This window comes from Paenarthrobacter sp. (assembly GCF_031180005.1).
In the GTDB taxonomy this organism is placed as follows: domain Bacteria; phylum Actinomycetota; class Actinomycetes; order Actinomycetales; family Micrococcaceae; genus Arthrobacter.
The window spans coordinates 25,031-42,843 of the sequence record NZ_JAPSHI010000004.1 but is presented as its reverse complement, the minus strand read 5'-3'; the positions used below and the strand labels follow the sequence as shown (position 1 = coordinate 42,843).

The window sequence follows — 17,813 nt, the reverse complement described above, 5'->3', positions numbered from 1 at the left end:
CGGCTCAGCGAAGCCAGGCAATCAGCGTATTAGCCGCAGCGTGACCAGCTGGAAAGGCCGTAGTACCAGCTTGACCAAGGGCCCCTGCTCCACATCCACAGCGGCGGCTTCCGTGGGACGCTCCAACAGGTCCGTCGCCACTGCATCCGAGCACTCAAAGTTGGCCGTTAGAAGGCCCGTTGAACGCTCCCCCAACGATTCGTAGAGCCGAACAATGACGTCGCCCGAGTCATCTTCGGCCAGCTTCACTGCCTCCACCACGATCGCGGGATTGGACACGGAAAGCAGCGGTTCCACGGGCCTTTCGCCGGAGATGAACCTCGGTTTCAGGTTGGTGCGGTATCCCTCTTCCACGGCATCCGCGATCGCAGCGCCAGGCCTGATGGTCACCTCAAGTGTGTGCTCACCCCGGTCAGCTTCCGGGTCAGGGAACCGGGCAGAGCGCAGCAGCGAAGTGCGGACCGTCGTCGTGGTTCCGCCATCGGCACGGACGGCCCGGGTGACATCGTGCCCGTAACTGGAGGAATTGCTCACTGCGACGCCATAGCCGGGTTCGGCTACGTGGATCCAGCGGTGGGCACAGATCTCGAACTTGGCCGCTTCCCAGGATGTGTTGGTGTGCGTCGGCCGGAAGACGTGGCCGAACTGCGTCTCGGATGCTGAACGATCCGCCCTGACATCCAATGGGAAGGCGATTTTGAGCATCTTTTCGCGTTCCTGCCAGTCCACCGTGGTGGCAATCCCCAGCGACGCCGCACCGGCGTCGAGAGTCAGGCGTTGCGTGATGGTGGAGGCACCCACCTTTCGTTTGACCACTACGACGACGCCGGCGGGCGAACGCTCAACATCGACGCCATCCGCTTGGGTCAGTGGTGTGACGTTTCGGCGATAGAACTCTTCGATATCCCAGGCGTCCCACTCGTTAGGAGTGTCCCTGAAAAGCTCCAGCAGGTTTCCGGCCTGTCCTGGAGCGATGGCGTCGCGGCCGCTGAGGTAGTCAACCAGCGAGGTAAGCAGGCCGTCCTTGCTAAGGACCGCGCGGATGATGCCGTTGTCCAAGGCGTAGCCGTCTTCAAGTTCCTCCACGTGGACACTGGGAGCGGGCTTCGTGGCCTCGGCCGCACCCAATGCAGGCACTCCGTTGCGTTGATGCGGCGCGGCGTTCAAGAGGAGCAGTTGCTCGCCCTCGCCTACCAAGGCCTGAGCGGCATGGTTGATGATGTCCTCGAGATTCCGGGCTATGGCCTCATAGTTGCGCTCTGCGTCCTGGTGGACCCAGGCAATGGAGCTGCCCGGAAGGATGTCGTGGAACTGCTGGAGGAGGACCAGCCGCCAGAGTCGCTTGAGCTCATCCGTAGGATAGGAGTAGGCAGCGCCGAGCCGAACAGCGGCAGTGGCACACCAGAGCTCCGCCTCACGCAGGAGGTGTTCGCTCCGACGGTTGCCACGCTTGGTCTTGGCCTGGCTGGTGTACGTTCCACGGTGCATTTCCAGGTACATCTCCCCCACCCAGACCGGCAGGTTGGTGTACTCGGCCTCGGCCTTGGTGAAGAAGTCCTTTGCCGTGCCCATGCGGACCTTCGGGGAGCCTTCCAGATCCGCCGTGCGATGCGCAGCGGCAACCATTTCGCGTGTAGGTCCGCCACCGCCGTCGCCATAGCCGAACGGCACCAAGGACATGGTCCCGCGGCCGTGATCGCGGTAATTACGCTGTGCATGGGCCAATTCCCGTCCGTGCAGCTCAGCGTTGTAAGTGTCCACGGGCGGGAAGTGCGTAAACAGCCGGGTGCCGTCGATGCCCTCCCAGGCAAAGGTGTGGTGAGGCATACGGTTGACCTTGTTCCACGAGATCTTCTGCGTGAGGAACCAGCGGGAGCCGGCTTCCTTGACTATCTGCGGGATGGCACCGGAATAGCCAAACGAATCGGGAAGCCAGGCTTCCTGGCACTCGATATCGAACTCGTTCAGGAAGAAACTCTTGCCTTCCACAAACTGGCGGGCCATGGCCTCGCCACCTGGCATATTGGTGTCCGATTCCACCCACATGCCGCCCACCGGGACGAACTGGCCGGCCTTCACTTTTTCCCTGATGCGCACAAAGAGCTCAGGGAAGAACTCCTTCATCCACGCCATCTGCTGGGCCGAAGAACAGGAGAACACGAAGTCCGGGTCTTCATCCATCAAGGCCACAACGTTGGAGAAGGTGCGGGCACACTTGCGGATGGTTTCACGGACGGGCCACAGCCAAGCGGAGTCGATGTGCGCGTGGCCGGTAGCGAGCAGTTCATGGGCCGACGCATACGCGGGACGGCTGAGGACCTGCCTCAGCTCTGCACGGCCTGCGGCAGCGGTTCCGGCAACATCGTCCGGATCCATGATGTCCATCATGCGCTCGAGTGCGCGCAGGATCTCGTGGCGCCGGGGCATGTCCATGGGTAGTTCGTGCATCAAACCGCTGAGGGTCCAGATGTCCTGGTTGAGTTCCCACACGGTTTCGTTCAGTTCAGCAATGGCGATGCGGCCCAGGCGGTACCGGGGCTCATCGCCGGAGGTGGCCCTATCCCCCAGCGGTGTGGGGGCGAACGACCAGCCCTGTGCTACATCCGGGTTGGCGGCGGCCTCCACGTAGAAGTCCACGGAATGCCCTCCACCCAGAAGCTTGAGCGGAACGTGGAAGTTCCTGGGCGAGATCGCCTTGATGATGCTTCCATCGGAGCGCCATGCTGTGCCTTCACACTGAAACCCCGGGACATCGCTGTTGAAGCCTAGATCGACGATGATCTCCACAGTGGTGGAATCCGTCATTCCCCAGTCCTGCGGCACCTCACCTTGGAGGCGTAGCCACTTGGTGCTCCAAGCCCTGCCCCACGCGGAACCGGGCTCCTGCGGTGTGAAGACCTGGCGCAGGGCTTCCGCGGCGGGCACTGGTTCGCCCGGAGCGTCCCAGCTGCTGAGCTGAAGCGGGATCGCCCTACCGTAGATGGCCGGAAGAATGCGTTCCCGAACAAACCGATCGAGACGCTGTTCAGTGATCCGGCGGTCGTCGTGCAATTAATTCCCCTTTGGGCGTTCGCTGGGTGACAGGGCTTGTTTACCGCGACCCGAAACTGCTGGGCGCGGACGGCTAATCTTGGGTCACCGTGTTTCCATTCGATGGATAAAATCTACGTTGTTCCAGCTCAATAGCCAAGTGATTGCCGGCTATCCTCCACGGTATGCGAGTCTGTTTCCGCCACCTCTGCAACGATTCTGTCCCGTCCGGCATATACATTGAGGCTGAGCCCGCGACTGAAACCGGCCAGGGTAATCCCCGTTTCCTCCGCAAGTTCCGCCGCAAGGCTGGAGGGGGCGCTCACTGCAGCCAACACGGGGATTCCCGCCATGGCAGCTTTCTGGACGAGTTCAAACGAAGCCCGGCCCGAAACCTGAAGAACAGTCCCTTTGAGCGGCAACATGCCCGCACGCAACGCCCAGCCCACTACTTTATCCACGGCGTTGTGCCTGCCCACGTCCTCCCGGAGGCAGAGCAACTCAGTAGAGCCGTCGTCATGGATTTTGAAAAGGCCGGCAGCGTGCACGCCACCGGTCTTGTCAAAGACCGCCTGGGCTTCACGGAGACGGTCCGGCAGGGCGGCGAGCGCCCGTACCGGAACAGTGACATGGTCTTCCTTGGGGCTGTGGTGCGAAGACTTGCGAACGGCATCAATGGAGTCCGTGCCGCAGATTCCGCACGAGCTGGAGGTGTAGACGTTGCGGCCGGTGTCGGGTCGTTCAACATCAGGCCGGAGTTGTGCATCCACGACGTTGAAGGTCTGCACCCCGTTCTCGTCCTCCCCGGCGCAGAAACGCTCCGAGACCAGCTGACCCGGTTCCCACACGATCCCTTCCGAGACGAGGAATCCCGCAACGAGGTCGAAGTCGTCTCCGGGGGTCCGCATGGTCACGGAGAAAGACATGTCACCCAAGCGGATCTCCAGCGGCTCCTCCACAGCCAGGACGTCTTCCTTGAAGCGGATGGGATGCTCCAGGGCCTGGGGCGAGCCATCCAGGACAAACTTGTGCACCTTGCGGCGCTGGGTTACTCGTCCCATATCACGAACCGTTCTCCTCATGCTTCACGAAGCGTACGGTCATTGCTTTGTAGCCGGGGGTGTTGGATTCCCGGGCCACCAGTTCACGGTGCACCAGGGCATTGGCCTCCGGGAAGTACGCAGCGGCGCATCCTTTGGCCGTGGGGTACCCGATCAGGCGGAACTTGTTGGCACGCCGTTCAGTTCCCGCGAAGGTGGAGATGACATCCACCAGGTCACGGTCCTCGAAGCCCAATTCCGCCAGGTCACCAGGATGGACCAGGATCACCCGACGGCCGTCCGAGACACCGCGGTACCGGTCATCCAGGCCGTAGAACGTGGTGTTGTATTGGTCGTGGCTGCGGACAGTCTGGAGGATCAGGTGGCCATCCGGGGCCTCCAGGTACTCAAGCGGCCGAACGGAGAAACGCCCCTTGCCGATGTCCGTGGCGAAGGTCCGGGTGTCCCGGGGTGGGTTGGGGAGGACAAAGCCGTTCTTCGTGCGGACCCGGGCGTTGAAATCCTCAAAGCCGGGAATGACGCGTGAGATATGGTCGCGAATCACGTCATAGTCCTCGGCCATGGCGCGCCAGTCCACGCTGTGGTTGTCCCCCAGCGCCGCCTGGGCCATTCGTGCCACAATCACGGGTTCACTCAGCAGGTGTTCTGAAACCGGCTCCAGCCGCCCTTGCGTTTTATGGATGACGGACATGGAATCCTCCACCGAGAGGAACTGCTTGCCTTTGGGGTGTTTGTCATCAGTGTCCGTCCGGCCGAGCGTGGGCAGAATCAGGGACGTTTTGCCGTGAACGATGTGTGCCCGGTTGGGCTTGGTGGAGATGTGGACGGTCAAGCCGGCCTTCTTCAAGCCTTGTTCCAAAGCAGCCGTGTCCGATCCAGCCGCGGCGAAGTTCCCACCCATGGAGACGAAGACATCCACTTCGCCCTTTTCCAAGGCGTGCTGGGTTTCCACAGAGTCGTAGCCGTGATCCCGCGGCATGTGGAAGTCGAACTCCTTGTCCAGCGCGGCCAGGAAGGATTCCTTGGGTTTCTCCCAGATGCCCATGGTCCGGTCGCCCTGCACGTTTGAGTGGCCCCGGACGGGACAGGCGCCGGCTCCCCGCTTACCGAAGTTGCCCTGGAGCAATAGAAGGTTGATGATCTCGCGGAGCGTATCCACAGAGTGCGGTTGCTGGGTCAATCCGAGTGCCCAGCAAATGATGGTTGCCTTCGACGCCGCCATCATCCCGGCTGCCTTGGTGATCTCTTCGCGGCTCAGCCCTGTTGCCCGCTCTGTCTCGTCCCAGTCCAGCACCGAACGTGCTTCCTTATAGGCTTCGAAGCCTTCGGTCTGCTCCTCGATGAAGGAATGGTCGACGACGGTCCCGGGGCTGCGTTTCTCTTCCTCCAGGAGCAGGTGTCCCAGTGCTTGGAACAAGGCGAGATCGCCACCCACTTTGATCTGCAGGAACTCATCAGCGATGGTGGTGCCGCCACCGATGACACCGTTGAGGGACTGGGGGTCCTTAAAGTTCAGGAGGCCGGCTTCGGGAAGCGGGTTGACCGCGATGATCTTTCCGCGGTTGTTCTTGCAGTCACGGAGGGCGGAGAGCATGCGGGGGTGATTCGTTCCAGGGTTTTGGCCTACAACCAGAACCAGCTCCGCATGATGGATGTCCTCCAAGGAAACAGTGCCTTTCCCGATTCCGATGGTCGGGTTGAGGGCGCTGCCGGAGGACTCGTGGCACATGTTCGAGCAATCGGGAAGGTTGTTGGTGCCGAGGCTCCGCGCGAATAGCTGGTACATGAAAGCAGTCTCGTTGGCCGTCCGGCCGGAGGTGTAGAACACGCATTTGTCAGGCGTGGTGGCGTTGATGTGCTCGCCGATCAAAGCGAAGGCTTCAGTCCAACTGATCGGAGAATAGTGCGTGTCGCCCGGTTTGATGACCACCGGCTCGGAAAGTCTTCCCTGGCTTCCCAGCCAGTACTCCGTCTTGTCCTCGAGGTCCGCAAGGGAGTGCTTCGCCCAGAATTCGGCACCGACTGTCCGAGTGGTGCTCTCCTCGGCGATGGCCTTGGCGCCGTTCTCACAAAACTCTGCGGGGCTTCGCCTGCCGGTGATTGATTCCGGCCATGCACACCCTGGGCAGTCAAAGCCATCATGCTGGTTGACTCTGAGCATGGAACGGACCGTACGGGTCACTCCGGCCTGGGCGTAACCTCGTTCAAGGGCAACCGTGACAGCTTTAAGGCCTGCTGCGGCTTGTTTGGGCGGGTGGATTTGCAGGTCATCTTCGTTGATGTCCTGTTCTGGAGCATGCCTGTTCATGAGTCCATCATTGCACTTTGTCCTCAGTCCGGAATCCGCTCAAGGCACCCCTCAAGCGTCCAAAGCACTCCAGTCAACCGGGCCCGAGGGAGCCTTCCTCTGTTGCCGGGATGCGGCTTTTCGGGGCTTGTCCTCCGGCGCCTTCGGCAAGGGCAGCGGTTTGCCCCAAGGCAAGGCGAATGCGGGCACCATTTCACCCAGCTGGACACCGTGGGGCGGCACCACCATCACCCCGTCTGCACCTGCCAGGCCCCGCATCATTCCGGGACCCGCATGCTGCGCCGGCGACGCCAGCCCGTACACGAGCTTGAACGGCGTCAGGCGGGTCCGTCCGGGATCCGCGTCGATAGTAGTGCCACAGGGAACCTCACCCACTTCTTCCAAGCGACCATGGCCCAAACCAGCCAGCAGGGGTCCACCCACGGTAAACAAGGCCATCATCGCGGCGAGCGGATTCCCTGGCAGTCCCAACACAAAGCGGCCATCGGGCAGCTCCGCCAACACAGCGGGGTGCCCCGGGCGCATGGCGATGCCATCGATCAGCAAACTGCCACCAAGCTCTGCCACCGCTTTGCGGAGGTGGTCCGTTCCGGAACGTCCCGTTCCGCCCGTGGTAATAACGACGTCGGCAGGGGCCTCCGCTTCAACGTACGGTTCGTCCGGTGCCAGTTCATCAAGCGCGGGCTCTGCGTCGCGAAGTGCGGCAATCCATTCCTCGTAGTTGTCGCCCACCTTGAGCTGCTCCCCTGCGATACCGCCCAAAAGCTCGACGACGGCACCCAGCTGCGGGCCGAAGGTGTCCCTGACCTGCCCGGGCAAAGGAACACCCCCCGCCACGACTTCCGAACCCGTCAGGAGGAACCGGACCAACGGTTTTCCCAGAACTTCCAAGTGGTCCAAACCCGCCAGCGCTGCCAAGGCAATATGCGCCGGGTTTACTACCGTTCCGGCTTTCAACAAGACGTCACCCTCGGCGGCTTCTTCTGCAGCTTTACGGATGTGTTGGCCGTTCCGGGGCTCCCCCGGTTTGGCGGTGCCGCCCAGCGCAAGAACCGGCAGGCCGTCGTCGTCCGTGGTAATGACGCCACTCTCGCTGCGCAGTACTGCCTTGGTGCCGGGCGGTATCAGTCCGCCCGTGACAATTGGACTAGCTTGGTGCGGTGCCAGCCTCTGCCCGGGCTCACTCAGGATCCAAGGACCGCTGCCATTGACGGCCCACCCGTCCATAGCCGACGAGGCATAGTGGGGCATGTCCTGCAGTGCCAAGGCATCGGAAGCCAGGGTGCGGCCGAGAGCGGAGCTGAGAGGCACGGGCCCCGGCGGGATGGGGGCAGCAACATCGAATGCGCGCTGCCGGGCCTCATGCCACGTGTGTGCCGCGTGATGGCCCTCGTTGGGGGCCTCCGTCATTCCGGGTCAGTCCCGGACTCCGAGTACTCCTTGGCAACTTTGCGGGCCAGTTCCAGGGCTGCGTTCATGGATGCGTCATCGCTGGCCTGACCGATCCCGCGGGCCATGCCTGCCGCGTAGCCGGCGATGAACGTGGTCAAGGGCGCGGCGGGCCGCACTACTGAATGCGCTGCTACTCCTGCGACCGCAAGGACCTCGTTGATGTCCACTTCCACACCCTCAAGCTCGAAAGCCTGCAGCAGTGTGCGGCACCATTCCTCGAGCGTCTCTTCCTGGCTCTTCACGTCCGCCTCCAACTCGTAGTCAATGCCCAAGGCCGCTGCGTCCTCCCACGTGTCCACGTCATCCGTGGAACCCGCGGGGACGTCAACGTCCAGCACGTTCAGCCTAGCAAGCAGGCGGAACACTGAAGAGTTCGTTAACCCCGTGCCTTCGGAAGCTACGGCCACTTCCCTTTCCAACGCAGCTGTACTGTAGGCCCCCAAGAGCGGTTGCTTGCGTCCATCAGGAGAAACAGCCATGGCTCCCTCCACGTCCGGACTGGACGCGATTGCGGTCCAGAGGAGGCCTACACCGCGGGAAGCATGCGGCATATCGCAAGCCAGCACCAGCGTCCACGGGGTGCTCGGGCTATTCTCCTTCAGTGCAGCCATACCGGCAGCGATTGCCGCGGCGGGGCCCGCGAACGCCGGTTCTTCCCGAGACCGCAAGACACCGACCGGTAGTTGCGTCCTTTCCGACCCATCTGGAGCGTCCGGCCCCACCACAACCACAGCCGAAGCACCCCTGGCCGCGTGCAGGGCGTGCGAAAGGAGGGTATCGCCGTCGTACTTCAATGATGGCTTGGGCACGCCACCGAGGCGGGTGGCCCGGCCACCCGCCAGAATCACGGCATTGAACTCCATTCGCCCAGATTACCCGGGACGGGTGGAGACCGGCAGAAATCGATCAGGCAGCGGATTCCGGCAACAGGAACGGGTCCCAGTCCGGCGCAGGTTTCTCGAGTTCCTTAATCTGCCACATGGTTCCCTGGGGCACACCGGGCTTGAAACGGAGTTTCCAACCCATCTCGGCCAGCGTGTGGTCGCTCTTGGCGTTATTGCATTTCAAGCACGCCGCAACCAGGTTTTCCCAGGAATCCGCGCCGCCCCTGGATTTGGGGTGGACGTGGTCTATGGTGTGGGCTGTTTTCCCGCAGTAGGCGCAGCGATGGCCGTCGCGGCGAAGTACCCCGCGGCGACTCACGGCAGTGATCCTGTTGTACCGGGGACGGATGTAGCGGTTGAGGAGGATCACGGAAGGTCTTCCGAGAATCTCCTGTGGCCCGACGACAGGCTCGTCGCCTTCGGCCACCACGCTAGCTTTCCCAGTGAGCACAAGGACCAGCGCCCGGCGGAATGTTATTACCGCCAGCGGTTCATATCCAGCATTCAGAACGAGTGTGCGCATGCACGTACCTCTTCACGGCCGCACCCGTCAGGGGCACGAGGGCCGGCTGCCCTCTGCATGTACGGGCTGTGGATCGACAACATAAGGGTAAGCACTTATATGCCGTATCAACGAATTTTTCTGTCGTTTCGTGTGCGGTGTCGGCAAGATTTCATGCGCGGTTAAGGGTTGCGTGCCGCTATCACCTGCTTTGAGGGGCAATTCCGGCCCGACACACTTGGTTGACGCGTGTCGGACGGTTTTCAGAACCAAAGTCGGTGGTGGGCGCACGCCCCTTACTGCAGGCACCCCGAAAATCGGCAACGGTTAATGCAGAACACCCCGCCGGCCGAAGCCCGCGGGGTGTTCTGAAGAAGATGGATCAGCCGTTGACGCGGATGAAGACCGGGCCGGAGCCAACGTTGGCGCTGAAGAGGGCCGTGGTGGATCCGTTCCATCCACCGTGGACTGCCTGGCCGTTGCCTACGTATACAGCGATGTGGGCCTGTCCGGCCAAACCGCCGTTGGCGTAGTAGGCGAGGTCGCCGGGCTGGGCTTCTGCTGCACTGACGGTGCGGCCGAGGGAGAGGTACCCGGCGGGCCAGTCGTGGAAGTTGATGCCAACCGCAGCCAGGGAGTTGGTCACCAGCATGGTGCAGTCCTGGGTGACGCCGAGCTGGGCGTAAGCCGCCGCAGCGATAGCGGCACCGAGTCCGCTGGATGCGGCGGGAGCTGCCGGAGCTGGGGTCGCGTTGCTGACGGCAACGGTTGCATTGGCTGCCGGAGCTGCGTTGGCGGTAACCGCAGGTGCCTCTTTGGTTTCGACCTTGGCTTCAACCTTGGCCGGAACTTCCTCAACTACCACGGGAGCCGGGGCTTCCACGGTGGTGACCACGGGGCGCTCGTAGGAAATGGCTACAGTGGAGTCCGCGGCGATGGTGGCCTGGACTACCGACTGTACGTCCAGGGTGGACGTGGACGTAGATTCACGGTCCACGTTGGTGTCGGCAGCGTTGGCGGCGATGCCACTGGTCAGGACCAGGCCTGAAGCTGCGGCAATAACTGCTGCCTGGCGTCCAACGCCACCGGCGTTGTTGCTGACGGCCTTGGCGATGACGGCAAGCGAGCTGGTCTTGGGGGCCTCAGCGCGGTGCCGTGCAACCTTATTTGCACTGGTCATGATTTTCTCTTTTCGTATCCGCGTGCAGTTGGGGTACACGCGGGTAGTGGGTTGGCCAGCAAGTGGGGCATTCGGCCGACCCCGAACCGGATTTTTAGCGGAGGGTGTAGAACGAGGAGGAGCCGGTGGACGCTACGGAGTGCAGCAGCGTTCCTTGACCGGGGTTCAAGGCGCTGATCATCATGCCGTTGCCGACGTAGATGCCCACATGGGCTCCGCCGTTCTGCATGACGAGGTCGCCGGGAGCAGGAGTGCTGGTAGGCGTCATGGCCGTCCAGGCGTTGACGCGGGGGATGCTGATTCCTGCCTGTGCGTAGACCCATTGGGTGAAGCCGGAGCAATCCCAACCGTTGGGTGTGGTGCCGCCCCAAACGTAGGGAGAGCCGATGCCGGTGTAGGCAATGGCGGCGAGACCGGAGGCAGCTGCGTTGGAAGGCGAATCCTTGGCCTCGGAGGACTTAGCTGTAACTGCTTGCACTGTTTCTTCAGTGGTGGCCGCTGCACGCTCGGTAATCTGCGCTGCGCGCTGGACTACTTTGGGGGCTTCCTTGGTGGCCACGATGGGGCTCTCGAAGGAAACAGTAGCTGTCGGTTCTGCGGTAACCACCGCGGTAGCCACCAGCTGTTGGGTGCTGGAGGCTTCCAACTTGGAAACGTCGGTGTCTGCTGCTTGTGCCGGCAAGCCGACGGTGAGGACGAGGCCTGAGGCTGCTGCGAGGACGGCGGCCTGACGGCCTACGGTCCCTGCATTGGAGGAAACAGCCTTGGAAAGAGTGTTCAACGGGTTCGTACGAACCGTTTGGGCGCGATGGCGCGCAGGGGTAGTGCGTGATGACACGAAGGTAGCCTCTCCCAATGCCTGCGAGGTGAGCTGTCGGATTCGGATGGGAGTCATCCGGCCGCGCTGCTTCCAAGGAAGCTTTTGCGACTTAACCCCAAGGCCTTCTTTCGAAGACCAGAAATGGTTCCCCCGCCCCTGCCAGACGATTTATGCGAACGGACCCTGAGCGGTGGCAGAGCTAGGCAATCCACTCAAGTGCATCGGCCCCCTAAAAAGCCGATGCGCTCTGTACGCTACAACAGTTGAACGCGAATGTCACATTCAGGTCACGGGGTGTCTCGCGAATGCGAGAGGCAGCCATCACCTGGCTCAGAGCCAGCCCATGGGGTCTACAACTTCACCGTTGACCTGGACCTCGAAGTGGAGGTGGCAGCCGGTGGAAGCGCCAGTGGTGCCGCTCAGGGCGACGGTGTCGCCACGGTTTACGGTCTGTCCAACCTGGACGGTGAACGACGACAGGTGGTTGTACGTGGTTTCAAGGCCATTGCCGTGATCAACGACCACGCGGTTGCCTCCGCCATACTCGTGCCATCCGGCGAAGGTGACCTTGCCTGTCGCCGCGGCGTGCACAGCCGTGCCGCACTGGGCAACGAAATCCTGGCCACGGTGGAAGTCACCGGCGCCACCCGTGAGGGGGCTGATGCGGTAACCAAAAGGGGATGCCGTGGAGAGCGTGTCAAGGGGGCTGGCCATGCTGCCAACGGACGAGGTCCGCTGGATGCTTTCTGTCGACTGCGCACTGAGCAGCTGCTTCAGCTTGCCATCCGGGTCGGCAGCAGTTGCGACGGCGGCGCGGCTGAAGTCGATCTTGGCTGACGCGGCAGCGGAGACTTCGGGCTGGCTGCCAGCAGGAGCGGCCACTGCAAGGGCGGACTCGGTTTGGCCCGATTCCGAGGTGGCCATGACAGGACTAGTGGCGGGCAGGCCGACAGTCAGGGCAAGTCCGGTGGCGGCTAGCGCAACACCGGCCTTCTGCCCGACGCCGCTGGCAGCGGCGAAGTCGGCAACCTGGCGCATCGGGCTCTTACGGCGGCGCACCTGACGCTCGGTGTCGCGAGGCCGGATCTCCGTTACGACGGTGGCTGGCCGCAGCTCAGCAGCGGGGCCGGACGCACGGCGGCGGCCCCTGACGTTCTGCGATGTCAAACTCTGTTCCTCTCTCAAAAGCCTGCGAAGTTAGCTGTCGGATTCGGGTCAGAGAGTACAAAGACCCGGTCCGCACGAGGCGCTCACGGCACACAGGTATCCCAAGAGGGACTTGTATACGTGGGCACTTCTGCTGCGGACTTCACCCCAAGGCTGCTTCTTTAGACAGCCGCTTGTGGTTCCCCCGCCTCTGCCAGTGGTGGGTAACACACCTGATCCGCTGGCAGAGCTCGGCTCCGGATCAGGTAACGCTTTGGTATCAGCGCTAGTAGATAACTATAGGGGATTAAGGCGTTCGGTAATAAATTCGTTATCAACAGGAACGGTCTGAACGCAGCAGCCCCTTATCATCAATTCCGAAAAACCGCAGGTCACACGCGCGCCGAAGGACCAAAAGTGAGGTTTGACACGGTACTGGGCCAGCTCCGGTCAGCTGAGGGAGACGAAGACGTGCGCGGCAACTTCAGGAGGTAGCTCCAAGGCGCCTTCAATACCAGGGACCCGGACCGAGATGTACTCACCGACGCGTTCCAGCGAGACGCTGGCGCCCGGACGGATTCCGCCTTCGTCCAACTGGGTAAGGAGCTCGGGCTCCACCTGGATGGGCTCCGCCAAGCGGCTGACCACCACACGCGAATCGGCGGCGTAGCCATCCATGGCCTGCAACAGGTTGACGTCAAGCCGGGGGAAGGGCTGGCTGGCAAGGCCACCAAGTGCTTCAAGTCCTGGAATAGGGTTGCCATAGGGAGACTCCGTAGGGTGCTCCAGGAGCTCGTAGAGACGACGCTCCACGCGCTCACTCATGACGTGCTCCCAGCGACACGCTTCATCGTGCACGTAGGCCCAGTCCAGACCAATAACGTCGGCCAACAGTCGCTCTGCAAGGCGGTGCTTGCGCATGACCTCGGTAGCGCGCTTCCGGCCCACTTCAGTGAGTTCCAGGTGGCGGTCGTTGGACACGATCACCAAACCGTCGCGCTCCATGCGTCCGATAGTTTGGGAAACAGTGGGTCCGGAGTGGCGCAATCGCTCGGCAATGCGGGCCCGGAGAGCCACTATGTTTTCTTCTTCAAGCTCCAAAATGGTCCGAAGATACATCTCAGTGGTATCGATCAGATCCGTCATCCAGCTCAGCTCTCCTCGAACGCAGTTCCTTGCGTAATCTCCACCGTACCGCGTCCCCAGCAAGGTCGGACGGTGTGCACCGCCGCCCCATGAACGCCAACCACCAGCCTAGCTTATTTGGAATTACTCTGGATAATTCCGGTCGCATCGTGGTCGCATCTTGTTCGTCCACGTTCCACGTGGCGGACTATGACGGTCGCAGGTTCCTGCGCCCGGGCCGGGTCAGGCAGAATTGGGGTGTCGAAGGGGCAGTTGCTGCCCCCTGCCACGACCCATCTCTAGCCGATACCCATTGGAGCCCTACGTGAGCGACAACAGCATCACCATTCCCGCCGACCTGCTGCCCAAGGACGGACGCTTCGGCGCTGGACCGTCCAAGGTTCGCCCGGAACAGATCGAAGCGTTGTCTGCCGCATCGACCACCATCCTCGGCACCTCCCACCGTCAGGCTCCGGTCAAGAACCTGGTGGGTTCAGTCCGTGAAGGACTCAGCCAATTCTTCCGTGCTCCTGAAGGCTACGAGGTTGTCCTCGGCGTTGGCGGCTCCACGGCGTTCTGGGACGTGGCTGCATTTGGCTTGGTCGAGAAGAAGGCCCAGCACCTCTCATTCGGCGAGTTCGGCTCAAAGTTCGCTGCCGCCACCAACAAGGCACCGTTCCTTGACGCTTCGTCCATCATCAAAGCTGAACCCGGCACCCGCCCCGAGGCAAGGGCCGAAGCCGGCGTGGACGTCTACGCTTGGCCCCAGAATGAAACATCAACTGGCGTGGCCGCTCCTGTGAAGCGTGTCCAGGGTGCCGATGAAGGCTCCCTCATCCTGGTGGACGCCACCTCCGCAGCCGGCGGATTGGACGTGGACGTCGCCGAGACGGATGTCTACTACTTCGCACCGCAAAAGAACTTCGCCTCCGACGGTGGCCTCTGGCTTGGCCTCTTCTCCCCCGCCGCCTTGGAGCGGGCTGCACGGGTCAAGGCGAGCGGCCGCTGGATCCCGGACTTCCTGGACCTGCAGACTGCCATCGACAACTCCAAGCTGAACCAGACCTACAACACCCCTTCGCTGACCACCCTGGTAACCCTGGACGCCCAAGTGCAGTGGCTCAACAGCAACGGTGGCCTGGACTTCGCCAGCAAGCGTACGGCAGACTCCGCCAACCGCATCTACTCCTGGGCCGAGGCTTCGGAGTACGCAACGCCTTTCGTGACCAACGCCGAAGACCGCTCCAACGTCATCGCCACCATCGACTTCGATGACTCCGTTGACGCCGCAGCCATTGCCAAGGTCCTGCGCGCCAACGGCGTTGTGGATACGGAGCCGTACCGTAAGCTCGGCCGCAACCAGCTGCGCATCGCGACGTTCGTTGCCATTGAGCCGGACGACGTTTCGGCTCTGCTCGCGAGCATCGACTACGTTGTGGGCGAGCTGAAGAAGTAGCACCGAAGGCTTTGGTCGGCGTCGTGCGGGTGGTTCCCGGACGGCGCCGCCGCCGTTTAAGGCGCGTTAACCGCCTTGTTGGCGGCTTCCGTCGTCGTCCGTTTCCGGGCGTGCCAGCAGCGACTCCACCCGGAAGTGCTTCAGTCCGCGGGCCCGACGATCGAACCGGAGCCGTAGCTGCTTCGCGCGGATGATCCACAGCAAACCCACGACGGCGGTGCTGACGCCGGCAACCGCTGCAACGCCGACCGCCCATCGAGGGCCACCGACGTTGGCCACCAGGCCCACCAACGGTGCCCCGAGGGGAGTGCCGCCCATAAAAATGGCCATGTAGAGGGACATGACCCTCCCCCGCATGACAGCCTCCGTGGTGGATTGCACGTAGCCATTGGCGCTGGTGATCAGGGTCAGTGCGAACAGGCCACAGGGAACCAGGGCAAGCCCGAAGAGCACAGCATTGGGTGCCAGGGCGGCCAAGGCGCTGGCAACTCCGAAGCCGCCGGCGGCCCCGAAGATCAACCTGAGGCGGGGCCTTCCGCGTCGGGCAGCCAGCAGCGCACCGGTCACCGACCCGATGGCCATGACCGAGTTCAACGCTCCGAACGCGCCGGCATCCATGCCGAATTGGGTCCCCACCATCGCGGCGATGAACAAGGGGAAATTAAGTCCGAAGGTGCCCACGATAAAGATCGCCACCAGGACCACCTGAATGTCCGGCCTGTTCCTGACGTAGCGCAATCCTTCCCGGATGCGCCCTTTTCCGGCCGCCACCCTGGGCTGGATACGAAGCGATGATGCGGGAATGAGTTTGAGTGCCCAGAGCATGGCCACGAATGACACGGTATTGATGAGGAACACCCAGCCGGGGCCGACTACCACCGTCAGCACGCCTGAGACGGCAGGCCCGATCATCCGGGCCACATTGAACGAAGCACTGTTGAGGGCGACTGCGTTGGGGAGGTAATCGTCGGTGACGAGTTCGGAGACAAAGGTCTGTCGGACCGGAGCGTCCAGGGCGGTCACGATTCCCAGGAGCAAGGCAAAGAGGTAGACATGCCAAAGTTCAGCGATACCCAGCAGCACCAGCACACCCAACCCCGCGCTGAGGAGGGCCATGGCCACCAAGGTGAGGAGAAGCAGCTTGCGTCGGCTATAACGGTCGGCCAGCAGGCCTGCCCACGGAGCAAGAAAAAGCTGCGGACCAAGTTGGAGTGCCAAAGTAATGCCCATGGCACCGGCGTCGTGCGCTGTCAGGTGGTCGAAGACCAACCAGTCCTGCGCAGTACGCTGCATCCACGTGCCGATATTGGAGATCAGCGCACCGAAGAACCAGATGCGGTAATTGAGGATTCCGAGTGACCTAAAGGTGGACATCAGCATCCGCCTTCACTGTGGTCACCCCGGGTTTCCGCAACGCCTATTCAGCCTCGGTTTCGTCGTCTTCGTCCTGGGTTTCGTCGTCGGCCGGTTCGGTGGCCTCATCACCGGATTCAGCGTCAGCCGGTTCAGTGGCCTCATCTTCCGCCGCCTGAACGGACTCTTCCGTGACATCCTCGACGGTCTCTTCCACCAGCGGAGTCTCGTCCTCGGGGCGGACCCGCTTAGCCCACGGCACCCATTCGGGAGCCAGGATGGAATCCTCGGAGGGCAGCAAACCCAGCTCACTCACGGTCACCACCTTGGAGCGGGAGTTACGGGTCACCACGGCATACCACTGCCAACCGCCATAGCCGGCCAGCCGTGACTCGAACAGGTGGGTTACTACGCGGTCGCCCTCTGACTTTGCGCCCAGGTGCGCCCCGACCTCGCCCGGGCTGGCTATGCCTTCAACTGCCTCACGTGCAGTATCGACGGCGGCAGCCAGGAACGCGTCCGGCTTACCGGTGCGCCACACAGGCAAACCAGCGCGGGACTTGGCCGCGACGGTCTTCCGCGCGGGGGCATCCCCGTTTCCAGGAGCCTGGGCAGCGTCAGGGCCGGCCTTGGTGTCCTGTGCGGATTCCGATGTCATGGCCGGTCCTAGGCTTCCAGCTCGTCGGCAACCTTGCGCAGTGCCATGCTGATGGCCTTGGCCTTGTTGCCATCGGGATATTTGCCTGAAGACAGGGAGCCGGAGAGGTTGTCCAGCACCGTGACCAGGTCCTGCACCATAGGTGCGAGGTCCCTGGCGTTCATGCGCTTGGCCTTGGCAATGGATGGCGTCTTCTCCAGGACACGCAGCCCCAGTGCCTGTGCTCCGCGGCGGCCGTCGGCCACACCGAACTCCACGCGGGTCCCGGCTTTGAGCTCCGTTACGCCCGCGGGCAGGGACGTTTTGGGCAGGAACACTTCCTGGCCGTCTTCAGCCGCGAGGAATCCGAACCCTTTTTCCTTGTCATACCACTTGACCTTGCCGGTAGGCACGTAATCAACCTTCTTCGTTCTTGCTTTGGGAGACACGTCGGGCCGTTCACCGCATCCGCAGGGATCTGCGGGATCGAGGGTGGCAGCCCTGTTCGTGTTGGTCTGTTCCTTCAAGGTTACCTGCCGAACCCCCTATTCCCGCTTTGCCGCGACCACGCAGTACACGAACAGCACAAGAGCCGCATCAATGTATCGGGATCCCGTGCGGCTGCTAGCGTTGTGGGCATGACTTCCCCGGGTTACCGCCGCCCCATCATGATCACTGCAGCCGTTATCGCCGTCATCTCCCTGGCTGCCGTTGGCACGGTCATGGCTGTGGCGTTCAACGGAGGCGTGGCACCGGTATGGGTGACGTGGACGGCCCTTTACGGACTGCCGGTCGCCTTCATGCTCGCGGTAGTCCTGGTGGTTGACTCCGTTCGCCAGCGCCGCCGACAGTAACCTCC

Annotated in this window: 15 protein-coding genes and 2 riboswitches; of the genes, 2 read left to right on the top strand and 13 right to left on the bottom strand. The window is 62.5% G+C overall.

Annotated features, from left to right (window positions below):
• Positions 1–21: 21 nt before the first annotated feature.
• The 10 genes from RIF72_RS04635 to RIF72_RS04590 form a co-directional block, all read right to left on the bottom strand.
• Positions 22–3,051 (bottom strand): glycoside hydrolase family 38 C-terminal domain-containing protein, encoded by a 3,030-nt coding sequence (locus RIF72_RS04635; RefSeq protein WP_309073680.1) that lies wholly within the window; start codon positions 3,049–3,051, stop codon positions 22–24.
• Between the two features lie 128 nt (positions 3,052–3,179).
• Positions 3,180–4,091 carry a formate dehydrogenase accessory sulfurtransferase FdhD gene (fdhD, locus tag RIF72_RS04630; RefSeq protein ID WP_309073679.1) on the bottom strand — a complete coding sequence of 304 codons (912 nt, stop codon included), beginning with the start codon at positions 4,089–4,091 and terminating at the stop codon, positions 3,180–3,182.
• 1 nt (position 4,092) lies between these two features.
• Positions 4,093–6,399: an FdhF/YdeP family oxidoreductase gene (locus tag RIF72_RS04625; RefSeq protein ID WP_309073678.1), complete on the bottom strand. Its 2,307-nt coding sequence runs from the start codon at positions 6,397–6,399 to the stop codon at positions 4,093–4,095.
• 51 nt (positions 6,400–6,450) lie between these two features.
• A complete protein-coding gene (locus RIF72_RS04620; RefSeq protein ID WP_309073677.1) occupies positions 6,451–7,809 on the bottom strand; it encodes a molybdopterin molybdotransferase MoeA in 1,359 nt (452 codons plus the stop codon).
• Positions 7,806–8,714: an NTP transferase domain-containing protein gene (locus tag RIF72_RS04615; RefSeq protein ID WP_309073676.1), complete on the bottom strand. Its 909-nt coding sequence runs from the start codon at positions 8,712–8,714 to the stop codon at positions 7,806–7,808. The genes RIF72_RS04620 and RIF72_RS04615 overlap by 4 nt, the downstream gene beginning before the upstream one ends.
• Before the next feature lie 43 nt (positions 8,715–8,757).
• Positions 8,758–9,258 carry an HNH endonuclease gene (locus RIF72_RS04610; protein ID WP_014920921.1) on the bottom strand — a complete coding sequence of 167 codons (501 nt, stop codon included), beginning with the start codon at positions 9,256–9,258 and terminating at the stop codon, positions 8,758–8,760.
• A 361-nt stretch (positions 9,259–9,619) separates the two neighbouring features.
• Complete coding sequence (locus RIF72_RS04605; protein WP_309073675.1) at positions 9,620–10,417, bottom strand: NlpC/P60 family protein; 798 nt, start codon at positions 10,415–10,417, stop codon at positions 9,620–9,622.
• 94 nt (positions 10,418–10,511) lie between these two features.
• Positions 10,512–11,255: an NlpC/P60 family protein gene (locus tag RIF72_RS04600; RefSeq protein WP_309073674.1), complete on the bottom strand. Its 744-nt coding sequence runs from the start codon at positions 11,253–11,255 to the stop codon at positions 10,512–10,514.
• A 4-nt stretch (positions 11,256–11,259) separates the two neighbouring features.
• Positions 11,260–11,429: riboswitch (cyclic di-AMP (ydaO/yuaA leader) on the bottom strand.
• Between the two features lie 138 nt (positions 11,430–11,567).
• On the bottom strand, positions 11,568–12,404 hold the full coding sequence (locus RIF72_RS04595) for a M23 family metallopeptidase (RefSeq protein WP_309073673.1): 837 nt from the start codon (positions 12,402–12,404) through the stop codon (positions 11,568–11,570).
• Between the two features lie 4 nt (positions 12,405–12,408).
• Positions 12,409–12,650, bottom strand: a riboswitch (cyclic di-AMP (ydaO/yuaA leader).
• 183 nt (positions 12,651–12,833) lie between these two features.
• A complete protein-coding gene (locus RIF72_RS04590) occupies positions 12,834–13,529 on the bottom strand; it encodes a metal-dependent transcriptional regulator (RefSeq protein ID WP_011773753.1) in 696 nt (231 codons plus the stop codon).
• A 304-nt stretch (positions 13,530–13,833) separates the two neighbouring features.
• Here RIF72_RS04590 and serC point away from each other — a divergent pair, with 304 nt between their 5' ends.
• Positions 13,834–14,964 (top strand): phosphoserine transaminase, encoded by a 1,131-nt coding sequence (gene serC, locus RIF72_RS04585; protein ID WP_309073672.1) that lies wholly within the window; start codon positions 13,834–13,836, stop codon positions 14,962–14,964.
• A gap of 66 nt (positions 14,965–15,030) precedes the next feature.
• Here the strand turns inward: serC and RIF72_RS04580 are convergent, their stop codons facing one another.
• Genes RIF72_RS04580 through RIF72_RS04570 form a run of 3 tightly spaced genes read right to left on the bottom strand, consistent with a single transcriptional unit; the run spans position 15,031 to position 17,367 of the window.
• Positions 15,031–16,338 carry an MFS transporter gene (locus RIF72_RS04580; protein ID WP_309073671.1) on the bottom strand — a complete coding sequence of 436 codons (1,308 nt, stop codon included), beginning with the start codon at positions 16,336–16,338 and terminating at the stop codon, positions 15,031–15,033.
• Between the two features lie 43 nt (positions 16,339–16,381).
• Complete coding sequence (locus RIF72_RS04575) at positions 16,382–16,975, bottom strand: DUF3027 domain-containing protein (protein WP_309073670.1); 594 nt, start codon at positions 16,973–16,975, stop codon at positions 16,382–16,384.
• 8 nt (positions 16,976–16,983) lie between these two features.
• The gene (locus tag RIF72_RS04570; protein ID WP_011773749.1) at positions 16,984–17,367 is read right to left on the bottom strand and encodes a cold-shock protein; all 384 of its coding nucleotides are present in this window, start codon (positions 17,365–17,367) and stop codon (positions 16,984–16,986) included.
• Positions 17,368–17,592: 225 nt separating this feature from the next.
• Here RIF72_RS04570 and RIF72_RS04565 point away from each other — a divergent pair, with 225 nt between their 5' ends.
• Positions 17,593–17,808, top strand: a complete 216-nt coding sequence (locus RIF72_RS04565; RefSeq protein ID WP_309073669.1) for a hypothetical protein — start codon at positions 17,593–17,595, stop codon at positions 17,806–17,808.
• Positions 17,809–17,813 lie beyond the last annotated feature (5 nt).